Source organism: Indioceanicola profundi, from assembly GCF_003568845.1.
GTDB lineage: Bacteria > Pseudomonadota > Alphaproteobacteria > Azospirillales > Azospirillaceae > Indioceanicola > Indioceanicola profundi.
Genome location: NZ_CP030128.1, coordinates 331,365 through 345,067 on the forward strand (window position 1 = coordinate 331,365; position 13,703 = coordinate 345,067).

A 13,703-nucleotide genomic window follows, 5' to 3' on the forward strand; every position below is an offset into this window, starting at 1 on the left:
TGTATGAGCTCTAAACGCCTCGGGCGGAATCCTAGCCGGTGGAGCTGGATCAGGCAGAATGCCGGCGAGGCCCATTGAGATGCCGATTTCCCGTCGTGATGAAGCCATGCCGGCGGTACCGGCACCTCATCCGTATTAATCCGCATTGGGCTGAGAAGAAAATCTCTTCTGCCTCGTCTGGAATAGCAGAGGTACACAGCGGAGAAAGGCCGGAACAGCGGCAGTTGGACGCTCATCTCGGCCCAGGCTCCAGCATTGGAAACTTCCAGGCAGTTGGATCTTACATAGGCTGGGAAAGCTCCGGCCCTTGCTCCACATCGGGTCTTTCTTGCGCTCGCCGTCCTCTCTGACAGGGACAGGTTTATACGGCTGTCCTGGTGCACTTGGCTGAGGCAAGGGGAATCTTTGGTTATGGCTACGATTGATCTTCGTCACCTGGACTCGAACCGCGACGGGTCCTCGCCCGTCAGCAATGGCAGCGACATCAGCTGGGGAGAAATTCTCACCGCTTTCGGGACCAATCAGTCCCTGGGCCGGGTGCTTCGCGAACTCTATGACGACGGCCTGATCAAGTTTACCTTCAGCAACGGCGCGGTGGCGCAGGACACCAGCAAGAACCCCTATCGGGACCTCTCGTCCAAGTCTTATTCACCCACTCAAAAGGCGCAGGTGGTCAAATCCATCAATGTCGAGGGCGGCAACGGCAAGGACACGATCTACGGCACCGACCTGTCCGAGACAATCAAGGCAGGCAACGGCGATGACCTGGTCATCGGCGGCGGTGGCGCCGATGTACAATCCGGCGGACGTGGCAAGGACACCTTTACCTACAAGACAGCGGCGGACTCGGTAAACGAAGAGGGCAGGCACGACCTCATCACCGACTTCAACGCCCGCGAGGGCGACCGGATCGACCTCTCAGCCCTGGGCAAGATCGGCTGGGGCGGGCAAGCCGCGTTGGGTGGGGGAACCCCTTCGGCCTGGTACAGCGCCACGGGATCCACGGCCTCTCTGTTCGTCGATCTCGACGGCAATGGCGCCGCCGACATGCGCATCGACCTCAAGGGCGTCACCAGCATCGCCCAGTCCGACCTGATCGGCGTCGCGAAGCCGGCGACACCTCCGGTCACGCCCCCCAACCCGACCCCGCCGACGGCAACGGCCAATCCCGATGCATCGGCGATCAGCGAGGATGCACGGCTTGCCCTGGTCTCCGGCAATGTGCTTTCCAATGATGCCTCTGGCCTCAAGGTCGCATCGGTCAACGGGCAGAAGCTCTCAACATCGCTGAAGGCGGCTGCGGTCAAGGGTGAGCATGGTGTGCTAGCCATCGGCCAGGATGGTAAGTGGGTCTATACCCTGAACAACAGGGACGCCGCCGTACAGGCCCTCGGGGTGGATGAGACCCTAGCCGAGACCTTCACTTATGTCGCCACAGGTAAGGGCAATTCTGTCGCCACATCGACCCTGACGGTCACCATCAAGGGCACCAATGACGGTCCCGTGGCCGTGAAGGACACGGCCAAGACCGACGAGTCCGCAGCAATCGACATCGCGGTGCTGCAGAACGACACGGACAAGGATGCGACGGACAGTCTTTCCGTCACCTCGGCAGAGGTGAGCAAGGGGCAGGGCACCGCGAGCGTCAATCCGGACGGCACGATCAAATATGACCCCGCCGGCGCCTATGACAGCCTCGCTCCGGATGAAACGGCCGAGGTGGTGATCACCTACAAGATCTCCGACGGCCATGGCGGCACAGCGACCTCTACGGCAACAGTGATTGTCACAGGCAAGGCCAATGGGGGCGTCCAGACCGTATCCGATCCAGCCGGCCTCGATAAGGTTGTGGGCACGGACCAGGTGGATACGGTGGTCTACACCGGCAGCGGTCCCGTGGGCTCAGCCAGCAGCCCGTTCATCCTGAAAGAGGGGATCGAGAACTTCCAGATGGAAGGAAGCGGCGCCCTCAACATCCAGGACAATGCCGGGAACAACAACTTCAGCCTCGGCAGTGCCGAGGAGAAAAACGTAAATCTGTCAAAAGGCGGGTCTGACAGCGTCACCGGCACAGCCGATGAACTCGACGGCGCCAACATCACCGGCTTCAGCACCAATGACCGGATCGTGGTCGAGGGAGCGCCGTCTCTGCGGATCCTGGACGTCACGGCCGGCTCGGCGATCCTTCACCTCGACACGGACGCGAATGGCTCAGTCGATGCAACGGTCAGGCTCGAAGGCGACGGGCTGGACGGGTCGAAGCTTGATCCCAACGACTTCACGGTTTCCTCCTCGGATGGCGCCAGCGCCATCACCTTCACGCCGGACAACAACACGGCCCCGGTGGCTGCAGCCGTTGCCGCGGAAGGCGACGAGGACACCATCATCACCGGCAAGGTGGCAGCCACGGATGCCGACACGGACGCCCTGACCTACAAGGTGGTGGAACAGCCAAAGCCGGACCAGGGTACGCTCGACTTCAAGCCGGACGGCACCTACAGCTTCACGCCGGCACCGGACTACAATGGCGAGGTGATCTTCACCTACAAGGCCAATGACGGAACGGTGGACAGCAACGTCGCGGCCGTCACGATTACCGTGAACCCGGTTGACGAAGCTCCCGTCAACACAGCGCCGGTGGCTGAGTTCAGCTCGGTAAACGGCGATGAGGATACGGTCATCAGGGGCAAGGTCACCGCGGTGGACGAGGACGGTGACACGCTGAGCTATGCAGTCCATGGCGATACCCCAGAGGGGCTGACCTTCAATGCGGACGGCACATACAGTTTCGTCCCGGCGAAGGACTTCAACGGCGAGGTGACGTTCCAGTTCGTGGCCAAGGACGGCACGCTCGAGAGCGCGCCCCAGACCGCGACGATCAACGTCATGTCTGTCAATGATGCGCCGGTGGCGAAGGACGGGTCCGTTTCCGGCGTGGAGGATGCGGCGCGCATTGAGGGGAAAGTCTCGGCTACCGACCGGGACGGCGACACGCTGACCTATGAGCTGGTCGAGGGGATTGATCTCTCCAAGGGCACGCTCAACCTCGACCCGGACGGCACCTATAGCTTCTCGCCGGTCAAAGGCTTCAGCGGCGAGGCCAGCTTCACCTACAAGGCCACTGACGGAACGGCCGACAGCAATGTCGCGACGGTCGCGATCACCGTGGACGCGGTCAACAGTGCTCCGGTGGCGCAGAACGCCTCGGCCAAAGGCGACGAGGATACCGTCATCAGCGGCAGGGTCACCGCGACGGACGAGGATGGCGACACGCTGACTTACAATCTGGTGGACGGCCCGGATGAGGATCAGGGCACGCTGGTCTTCAAGCAAGATGGCACCTATAGCTTCACGCCGGCACCGGACTTCAACGGTGAGGTGACCTTCACCTATAAGGCCAGTGATGGAAAAGCGGACAGCAACGTCGCCACCGCCACGATCACGGTAAAGCCGGTCGACGAGGCCCCCGCGCTTCCTGAGATCAACATCCTCTCCGGCACTGGTGAAGTGGTCGAAGGCGGCGTGGCCACCTACACCTTCACCCGCACGGGCAACACAACATCAGCCCTCGACATCGCCATCACTGTGATTGGCTCTGCAGTGTCGGGCCAGGACTACATGGCGGCTCCGGACAAGGTGACGTTCGCGGCGGGGGCCGCCACGGCAACCCTCGACATCCAGACCGCAACGGATAATGAGGCCGAACCTGTCGAGACGATCGAAGTGGCGATCGCGCCAGGCGCGGACTACAGGATCGGCGCTTCGGACACGATGCCCACGGACCTGCTTGACGCTCCTCCCGCTCGGGTTCTTCCGACCCTCTCCATCAGCGACGCGTCGGCCTCTGAGGGCGGCAATGCCAATTTCCGGCTGATCTTGTCTGAACCGGTCCCGGAACCCCTGACGGTCACCTATCAGATCGAGCATGGCACAACCTCCAGGGGCGATGTTCCTGTAGGAGCGCGCACCCTCACGATTGCTAGAAACATAACAGATCGTGGATTTAACGTCGCGACGATTGAGGATGCTCTTCCCGAATCTGACGAGACCTTTACGGTAAAGATCCTAAGCGTGACGAATGCGAACGGTGAAACCGCCGCAACCATTGTGGATGGTGAAGGCACAGGCACGATCCTAAATGATGACGGGGAACTCCTTCCGGCTGGCGTTGTCATCACGCAGACCGGCGGGTCGACCGCCGTGACCGAAGGCAGCGCCACCGACACATTTACGGTGGCCCTGGCGACCCAACCTACGGCCGATGTCACGGTGCAGGTTGCAACGGGCAACCAGCTTACCGCACTCGGCCCGAACGGGGGCTCCTCGGAACTGGTCTTCACCTCAGCCAACTGGAATGTCCCGCAGACCATCACCGTCAAGGCGGATGATGAATATGAGACGGAGGGGCCGCACTCCGATGTGGTGACCTTCTATACGATGAGCACCGACCCGGACTATGACGGTCTCATGCCGGATGACCTGCCGGTCGCCATCACCGACGGTCCAGGCGAACCCGCTCCGATTCCCTACGTGACCGTGGCCAATCTCGGCGGCGATGCCACGGAAGGCGGAGAGATGAGCTTCACCTTCCATCGCTCGGAAGCCAGCGGTGACCTGCCAATCCTCTGGGAACGTACGGGCGGAACGATCAGCCCGGATGATATTGAGGCCATCAAGTGGAATGGCGAAGCGGGCGGATATGAGGGTTTCAAGGGCACGTCGCAGACCGCGACCCTGACCTTCGTTCTGAAGGATGACACGCTTGTCGAGGGCAGCGAGGATTTCGGCACCCTGACGGTTAAGCCGAGCGATCTCTACCTCTACGATGATCCCTATACGGCGACGGGAACGGTTCTCGACAACGATGAACCGGTTGCCGAAGAGCCTGTGCCGCCGGAGGTCAGTGTCAGCGGCCCGGCGAATGGCGTGACGGAAGGCGAAACCCTCACCTACACCTTCACCCGGTCGGGCAGCACGGACGCGGCTTTGGACGTGTCATACAGCTTGGGCGGCACGGCCACAGCTGGATCCGACTTCACGTCGCCTTCCGGCACCGTGACGTTCGTGGCCGGCCAGGACACGACAACTGTGACGGTCGAGACCGCCAATGACACAGACGATGAGGCGAACGAGACGATTGACGTGACGCTGAAGCCGGATGCCAGCTACACAATCAACCAGCAATCCGGATCCGCATCGGGCAGCATCATCGACAATGATGAGCCGGTCATTGTGACGCCAACTGACCAGACCATTGTCGCGACAACGGAGGCCTCGAGCTTCGTCGGCGGCGAGGGGAACGATACCCTGCTGTTCCCGATCATCCCAACGGGCACAACGCAGTTGCTGGGCGGCTCCGTTGCCAACGCTTCGATCAGCCTCGGCGGAACCATCGTGGGAACGCCCTTCGCTGGGAAGACCATCTCGAACATCGAGAATCTCTCGTTCGAGAATATCCAAGGGCCTTCCGGCCGGACGCTGACCATCAACGGGGATGCCGGGGACAACATCCTGACCGTGACCAGAACCACCCGTAAAACCGACATCAACGGAGGCGATGGCAATGACACGATCAGCTTTACCGGCACGACCGGCGCCGCATCGGAAGCCATGAATTCGGTGATCAGCGGCGGTGCTGGCAACGACAAGGTCACGGTGGCGAACGGGGCCACCATTGATGACCGGGTTGCCAGCGGAGCATCGGGCGATGACACCTATGATCTCGGGACCGGGTTGTTCAAGCAGGAACTGCTGTTCGGAGCCGATAACGGCAACGATACCGTCACGAAATACAGCGTCGGGAATGCAACAGTACCTTCCGACGTTCTGAACTTCGCAGCAGCCGGGATTCAGGCCAGCAATGTGATGGTGGCGGAAAACGCCGGCGATACGGTCTTCACCATCAACCAAGGCGGCACCACCGGTACCGTGACCGTGAAGAATGTCACAGGCCTGGAGTTCGGTACGCACTGGACGGCGGAAGGTACGCCTCCGGGGACAGGCGGTGACGCGGAGGAGCCCACGGGTGATGCCGGAATCCTGCTCTCTGAGGCTGGCGGCACGGAAGTGGCGGAGGGCGGCAAAACCGACACGATCGGCATTGTCCTGACCCGCAAACCAACGGCGGATGTGACCATCCAGGTTGGCGCCGATCCCGGCCTTGCGCTGTCGCAGCGAACACTCACTTTCACGCCCGAGAACTGGAACCATGTCCAGGATCTCACCGTAACGGCTGAGGACGATCCGGACTATGAGGGCACACACGCGCACTCCGTGTTCTTCTCACCGGCGACGAGTGATGATCCACTCTATGATGGCCTCGCGGCCCCTTACGATCCGCTGGTGTCAGTCATCGACAACGATGAGCAGGTCAATACAGCGCCGACCGCCAGCCCGGTGACAGTGGACATTTGGGAGGATGATCTGAGCGTGGATGTCACTGGCTTCGGTTCGGATGCGGAGACCGGCGTCACCTACGCCATCGTCTCCCAACCCGAGCAGGGCACGGTGACACTCAATCCCGATGGGCAGACCTTCCGCTTTGAGGGCAATCCCGGGATGATTGACGTTGCCCGCGGGGAAGTGCTGCCGGTCACCTTTGCGTACAAGGTAAATGACGGAAAGGAGGACAGTGCGCCGGCGACGATCACCATCAACGTCCATGGGATGGATGCTGGCGATGAGACGATCATCGCAACCAGCAACAGCACATCCAGCCAGACGGACTTCTTCCCCATCAACGGCGGCGACGGCATCGATACCGTGGTGTTCAACTCCTTCGCTCTTGGCAGCGGGGCAAATGTGATCACCCTCGGGGGAACGGTCCAGAGCACGCCCTATGCCGGCAAGCCGATCGAGAACGTGGAGAACATCACCCTGAAAGGTGTGACATCCCCCAACGCCGCTCGCACGCTGACGGTCAACGGGGATGGTCAGGCCAATGTGATCACTGTGGAGGCCACGACGCAAAAGCTCTTGCTGAACGGGCTCGACGGAGACGACACCTTCAACTTCGCGGGGACCGGTGCGGGTGAGACATCGATCCTCAGGGGCGGCAGTGGCAACGATACGGTGAATGCACATAGCGGCCTCACCATCGACGACCGAAGCCCTGGCGGAGTATCGGGCGACGACCTCTACGACTTCGGAACCGGTGTTCAGCACGCAAACTTCTATGGTTCCAACGGCAACGACACGGTCAGCGGCTTTGAGAAAGGCGTAGACAAGTTGCACTTCCTTACGGGTGCACAGGGGGTCAGGGCGGCCGTTGTCGGCGACGACACGGTCTTTACGACGAACACGGGCAAGGTCACGGTTCTGGGCGTCACGGATCTGGTGGCTGGCACCGATTGGATGCTCACTTGACAGGTTGCGAACTCAGGTTGTTCTTGCCCCAAGAGCAACGGTCCTCGGGCTTCGGATCATGAGGCCCGGATCGGCCCGCAGACCGCCGGCTCTGGCGGTCTGCGGGCAGACTCTGAGCCTATACGGTTATCGTCCGTGGAGAGCGGTGATCTACTACGGCAAGCGGGACTGCATCACCGTCGGCTTCCTCGCCGCCGAGGAGGCCGAGCAAGCGCAGCAGCGCCGACAGGCGAAAGGAACAGAGGGTCGTGCTGCCGCCGGCACGCGAGCGCAAGCGGCTCGGGATCCTCATCTGAACGGACGGGCGCATCGGCGCGCTCGGCACCCGCCCCGGTGTGTCGAACTTGGCCGGTTGCGGCGGACAACAAGGCGGCCCATCGGCGTTGGCCGAGCATCGGCAGCATGCTGGCCTCCTGTGTGGTGCTAAAGCGCGCTGGCGGGGACCATCCGAATCAGTGCTGGCTTCGGCTCGCACTTGTCCCGTCCCCCAGGCGGGTGACAGCCAGCGTGCTCCAGCACTTCTGTAATCGAAGAACCTTGACGGCGTGGATTCTGAAGGGGGCTTGCTCGCAAGGCCACCCCAATGCGCGTCTTGCTGCCAGGCGCGGTTCAGTGCTGATATCCGGCCATCAAAGAAACTCAGTAGAACAGCGATGAGGCAGCGCATTACCCGCCTTTTGGAACGGTGGCTCGATTTCCGGGCGATGGGACAGCTGCCGGCGGGATTTGATCTGGCGCATGATATCGCCCGATGGCTTCCCGATCTGAAAGTCGAGGTAATCTTTGATATCGGCGGCAATGTGGGGCAGTCGGCGCTTCGGTTTGCTCAGCAGTTTCCAGGAGCGTCCATTTACAGCTTTGAACCAGGCAATGGCATTTTCGAGCAGCTTGTCTCTGCCACAACCGATGTTCCCCGGATCAGCTGCCACAAGGTGGCGCTCGGGGCTCGCGCCGATGAGCGCCTCTTTGTCCTCAAAAATCTGATCTCACACCTGGCACAAGAGGGAGAGAATCTGGACGGTATGGAGGTGCACCATGTCCGTGTCCAGACATTGGACTCATTCTGCAGGTCTTATGCTATAGATCACATCACGCTTCTCAAGATCGACACGGAGGGGCATGACCTGGATGTGCTGCGTGGCGGCGAGAATTTGATAAGCAGAGCCGGCATCGATATCATTCAAGTTGAGGCTGGCCTTCATCCGCTCAACGAGCGCCATGTGGGACTCCGCGCGTTCCAGGACTGGCTGGAAGAGCGTGGATATTTTCTGTTCGGCTTCTATGAGCAGACGCACGAATTCAACGGAGAACCTCAGTTGAGGCGCGCGGATGTGGCTTTTGTCTCACCACATCTTCGCGCTGCTCGACATATTTGCTAGGCTAACAGAAGCGGATCGTTTCCTGGTCGGGCAGAGTCACCACGGAATTGCAGACGCGAAGACCAAGGCGGAATTCAGGTTTGTTCCGGCCCCTTCAAGCTGCACCTTGGAGGGCGCAGCGCTGTCGATATGGGCGTAGAAGGCGGTCAGTTTCCGGCTGAAGGCTTCGAACGTATGCTCGGCCAGGGCACGTTCGCGCGCCGCCGCCCCCAGCCGCCCCCGCATCTCCGCATCCGTGATCAGTCGCATCAGCCCCTCGGCCATAGCTTGGGGCTCCGGCGGCACCAAACACGCGATGGAATCATCCAGCACCTGGGTGTGGGTCGGCAGGCGCGTGGCCAGCACGGCCCGACCCGATCCCAGGTAGTTGTAGATCTTCATCGGCGTATTGACGCCGTGTGTGCGTGGGGAAACCAGGATGTCGGCCTGCTCCAGATGGCCCGCCAGTTCCGTAACCGGCCGCTGGCCGAGGAAGCGGACACGGTCGGCGATCCCGCTGTCTGCCGCCCGGCGCCGGTAGTCGAGCACATCCTCCGGCAAGCCGCCGACGATCACCAGGGTGCCGGGCGCTCCCTGCTTGACCGCCCGGGTGAACGCCTCCAGCAGAAGGCCGACGCCCTGATAATGTTCAAGATTACCGACATACATCACCACCGGTCCAGGCACGTCCAGTGGCGCAACCGGCGCCGCCGGGGTGTCGCCCACGAAGCTGATATCTTCCAGACGCACGACATGGGCATCCGGCCGGGCTTGCCGCACATAGAGCTCGACATCGCGGCAGACCGCGACAACGCCGGCTGAACTCTTGATCAGACCGCGTTCCGCTGCGTTCAAAGCCCAGGACAGGCGCGAGAGGCCGGGGAACTTCTCCACCATCTGCTGGGCAACGGAGGAGTGCATGTCATAGACGAAGGGCACCCGGAACACGATTTTGAGGAGCCGCGCCAGATAGGCCGACTCCTCGACGGCATGGATCACGTCGTATCGCGTGCGGACCAGGATCGGCACCGCCCGGACCAGCATCAGCAGATCGCAGATCACCTTCTTCAGGGAAAAGCTCGGCCTTATGTTGCTGAGGCCGGGCAGGGCGGGGATGCGGAAGATGCGGCCACCGCCGATGTCGACATCCTCGCCCTCATGGAAGGTCAGGACATCCACCTGATGGCCATGCGCCACCAGGGCGTCGACCATGGCCTTGAACCGGATCGGGGTGCCGCGGTCCTGGAAGAAAGGCTGGGGGGCGAAGCAAAGAATTCTCATGAACCGTCTCCTCTGGACATGGCGGCCCGGGCGCGGAGGCAAGCAGCGACAGGTCAATGCAGCAGCTGCGGGAGGGGGCTATGCGCCTCGAGCGGGCTCAAATGGTGGCAGCAGGTTCCACTATCGCCATGCCGGGTTCATGGTGGAGTCGAAGCTCCTGGTTCCTCGCCCGCCAGGCCAGCCTCGTCGAGCCAGGGCGTCGAGGACTGGACTGGTTTGTGGTCTGACAGGGAGGCGAGTGGAGTCGGACGGGGAACGGCCATTACAGAAGCCCTTGGGTTGCATACCACATTGCGGTGCGGTGGACGCCCTCACGGATCGACACTTTCGGCTCATAACCGATCTCGGCCTTGGCCTTGGAGATGTCGAAGGAGCGGCTCTTCTCGAAGAAGGAGACCCGACGCCGGTGCAGCGGCGGGTCGATTCCGAAGGGCCGGCATACGGCTTCGCACAGCGCGCCAGCCAGTTTGACCGGGGCGACGGGGATGTGGACACCCAGCGGGGTTGTGCCGAACTCGGCGGCGATGATGCGCACCAGCTCGTTCATATTGACGCAATCGGGACCGGCCAGGATGTAGGTGCCGCCGACCGCCTGGGGCAGGGTGCCGCAACGGATGATCCCGTCCACCAAATCATCGATATAGACCATGTGGTAATAGGGCTTGCCGCTGCCGATCATGGGAAAGCGGCGGCGCTTGACCGCCCGGAACATCTTCAAGAGCCGCAGGTCGCCCGGCCCGTAGATCGGGGCCGGCCGGAAGATGGAAATGGGCAGCCGGCCCGCCTCCATGAAGGCGCGGGCGATCTTCTCACCCTCCAGTTTGGAAACCTGATAGTGGTCGCCCGGCGCCAGCGGCGCGTTTTCATCCGCCGGCGGGCTCTTGATGTCGCCATGCACGCCAACGGTGCTGCAATGGACGAAGCGGCTGACATTGTGCCGCTCGGCCGACTCCAGCAGGTGCCGGACGCCCTCGGCATTGACCTTGAAGAACGGGGCGGGATCGCCTTCCTGCCGGTACAGGGCGGCGATGTGATAGACGGTGTCGACGCCCCGGCAGATATCGCGGATGGATTCGGGATCGCTGAGATCACCGAGCACCGGCTCGATCCCGTGACGTTTCAGCGCCTCGGCATCGGCAGGCTTGCGGACGAGACCCTTGACGCAATGGGCGTCGCCGGCCAACCGCCGGGCAAGGTGGCCACCTGTAAAGCCATGTACGCCTGTGACCAGGATCGTGGCGCTGTTCTTCATGCGTCTGAACCACTATCTGCCGCTGTAGTCAGAACCTGTCGGCTCTGGACAGGGCCACACTAGGGAGGCCGATCTGAAAAGCCGACCGGGGAAGCGCGCTAGCTCCAGTGCTCCCGGAAATATAGGCAAATGGCGATACGGGCAAACAGGGGTAAGCAATGCAGGCGCGGAACTGCCTCCGAGGCGATTGTGCCGCTGCAAAGGAAGATTGCCTTGCAGTGCATCTGACATCCACATCGGGGATTGACGCCGCGCTTCTGGCTTCGCCGCCTATTCGGAAAAGTGCTCGCTTCAGACTGTCTGTTCGACCAGCGTTCCCCAGGACGCGAACTGATTGGACTGGAGAGGGGCACCAATGGCGAAACCAAGGCGCGCAACCCTGCGGCCCATTCGCAGTCTGGTGACGGGGGGAGCCGGATTTCTAGGCTCGCATCTCTGCGAGCGGCTGCTCGGGCAGGGGCATGAGGTTCTCTGCGTCGACAACTTCTTCACCGGCAACCGCGCCAACATCTCCCATCTGCTGCAGAACCCGCATTTCGAGGTGATGCGCCACGACATCACCTTCCCGATCTATGTGGAGGTGGACGAGATCTACAATCTCGCCTGCCCGGCCAGCCCGGTGCACTATCAGCACGACCCCGTCCAGACGGCCAAGGTCAGCGTGCACGGCGCCATCAACATGCTGGGACTGGCGAAGCGCACCGGGGCCAAGATCCTCCAGGCCTCCACCTCGGAGGTGTATGGCGATCCCACGGTGCATCCGCAGACCGAGGATTATCGCGGCAATGTGAACCCGATCGGTCCGCGCGCCTGCTATGACGAGGGCAAGCGCTGTGCCGAGACCCTGTTCTTCGACTATCACCGTCAGCACGATCTGCGCATCCGGGTGATGCGCATCTTCAATACCTATGGGCCCCGCATGCACCCGGCGGACGGGCGCGTGGTGTCGAACTTCATCGTCCAGGCCCTGCAGGGGGAGCCGATCACCATCTATGGCGACGGCTCGCAGACCCGGTCCTTCTGCTATGTGGACGATCTGATCGAGGGCATGATCCGCCTGATGAACGCCCCGGACGAGGTGACCGGCCCGATCAATCTCGGCAATCCGGTGGAGACCCGCGTGCTGGAGCTGGCGGAAAAGATCCGCGACTATCTCGGCAGCTCCAGCCCCATCGTGTTCGAGCCCTTGCCGGTGGACGACCCGATCCAGCGCTGCCCGGACATCACCCGCGCCCGCACGATGCTGGAGTGGGAGCCGAGAGTGTCGCTGGAGGAGGGGCTGCGGCGCACCGTGGACTACTTCGCCGACAGACTTGGACATCCTCAAGCCGTCAAAGCTATGTCAAATCAGTTGGGGTGATTGGAGCATGACAACGGTATTGGTCACCGGTGGCGCCGGTTATATCGGAAGTCATGCCTGCAAGGCTCTGGCCGCAGCAGGATATGTGCCTGTGACCTTTGACAACCTCTCGACGGGGCATCGCTCTGCGGTGCGCTGGGGGCCCTTCGAATATGGCGACCTGAAGGATTTGCCACGGCTTCAGGAGGTGATCCGGACCTGGCGTCCAGCTGCTGTCATGCACTTCGCCGCGTCCGCTTATGTGGGGGAGTCCGTTGCGGACCCGGCCAGCTACTGGCGCAACAACGTACAAGGGAGCGCCACACTGCTCGAGGCGATGCGGCTCTCAGGGATCGAAGCACTGGTTTTCTCCAGTACCTGCGCCACCTACGGAAATCATGACAGCCTGATTAACGAAGCCACGCCCCAGCGGCCGTGCAATCCCTACGGTCGGACGAAGTTGGCGGTTGAATGGATGATCGGCGACCATGTTGCGGCCTATGCGCTGAGAGCCGTCTGCCTGCGCTACTTCAATGCGGCCGGAGCCGACCCGGATGGCGAGCTCGGAGAGGATCACGATCCCGAACCGCACCTGATCCCGCGAATTCTGATGGCTGCAGCCGGCCGGCTGCCAGCGGTGGAGATATTTGGAACCGCACTGCCGACACCGGATGGCACGCCCATCCGGGACTACATCCATGTAAGCGATCTTGCTGACGCCCATGTTGCTGCCTTGAAATATCTGAGTGGGGCAGCCGGCTTCCACGCCTTCAACCTGGGCACCGGACGCGGCACATCGGTTCTGGCGATGATCGAGGCCGCGGAACAGGTCACCCGGCGGACGATACCGCGGCTGCTCAAGCCGCAGCGTCCGGGAGATCCAGTGCAGCTCGTGGCCGATGCCGGCGCAGCCCGGACTGTTCTCGGCCTACGGACCAGCCGGTCCAGCCCGGAGACCCTGATTGCGACAGCTTGGCCGTGGTTCTCCCCGGATGGCGACCGCGCGTCCCGCATGTGATCCGGCGCGTGATATGGTCCGGATACAGGTCTGAAACCGCATACCGCCGTCAAAGCCCTGACCAGATCATCAGGGTCGTGAATCGTTGTG

At 62.1% G+C, this 13,703-nt stretch carries 6 protein-coding genes; 4 read left to right on the top strand and 2 right to left on the bottom strand.

What is annotated here, in order from left to right; all coding sequences use genetic code 11:
• Positions 1–411: 411 nt before the first annotated feature.
• Together DOL89_RS22780 and DOL89_RS22785 are read left to right on the top strand one after the other, a co-directional pair.
• Positions 412–7,365: a tandem-95 repeat protein gene (locus DOL89_RS22780; RefSeq protein ID WP_119681650.1), complete on the top strand. Its 6,954-nt coding sequence runs from the start codon at positions 412–414 to the stop codon at positions 7,363–7,365.
• Positions 7,366–8,018: 653 nt separating this feature from the next.
• The gene (locus DOL89_RS22785; RefSeq protein WP_119681651.1) at positions 8,019–8,744 is read left to right on the top strand and encodes an FkbM family methyltransferase; all 726 of its coding nucleotides are present in this window, start codon (positions 8,019–8,021) and stop codon (positions 8,742–8,744) included.
• A gap of 36 nt (positions 8,745–8,780) precedes the next feature.
• Here DOL89_RS22785 and DOL89_RS22790 read toward each other — a convergent pair whose 3' ends face one another.
• Together DOL89_RS22790 and DOL89_RS22795 are read right to left on the bottom strand one after the other, a co-directional pair.
• Positions 8,781–10,004, bottom strand: coding sequence for a glycosyltransferase family 4 protein (locus tag DOL89_RS22790; RefSeq protein WP_119681652.1), 1,224 nt, complete (start codon positions 10,002–10,004; stop codon positions 8,781–8,783).
• Positions 10,005–10,266: 262 nt separating this feature from the next.
• Positions 10,267–11,256: an NAD-dependent epimerase/dehydratase family protein gene (locus tag DOL89_RS22795; protein WP_119681653.1), complete on the bottom strand. Its 990-nt coding sequence runs from the start codon at positions 11,254–11,256 to the stop codon at positions 10,267–10,269.
• A 355-nt stretch (positions 11,257–11,611) separates the two neighbouring features.
• Between DOL89_RS22795 and DOL89_RS22800 the strand changes: the two genes are divergently transcribed.
• Together DOL89_RS22800 and galE are read left to right on the top strand one after the other, a co-directional pair.
• Positions 11,612–12,616, top strand: coding sequence for a UDP-glucuronic acid decarboxylase family protein (locus DOL89_RS22800; RefSeq protein WP_119681654.1), 1,005 nt, complete (start codon positions 11,612–11,614; stop codon positions 12,614–12,616).
• A 7-nt stretch (positions 12,617–12,623) separates the two neighbouring features.
• On the top strand, positions 12,624–13,613 hold the full coding sequence (gene galE / locus DOL89_RS22805; RefSeq protein WP_119681655.1) for a UDP-glucose 4-epimerase GalE: 990 nt from the start codon (positions 12,624–12,626) through the stop codon (positions 13,611–13,613).
• Positions 13,614–13,703 lie beyond the last annotated feature (90 nt).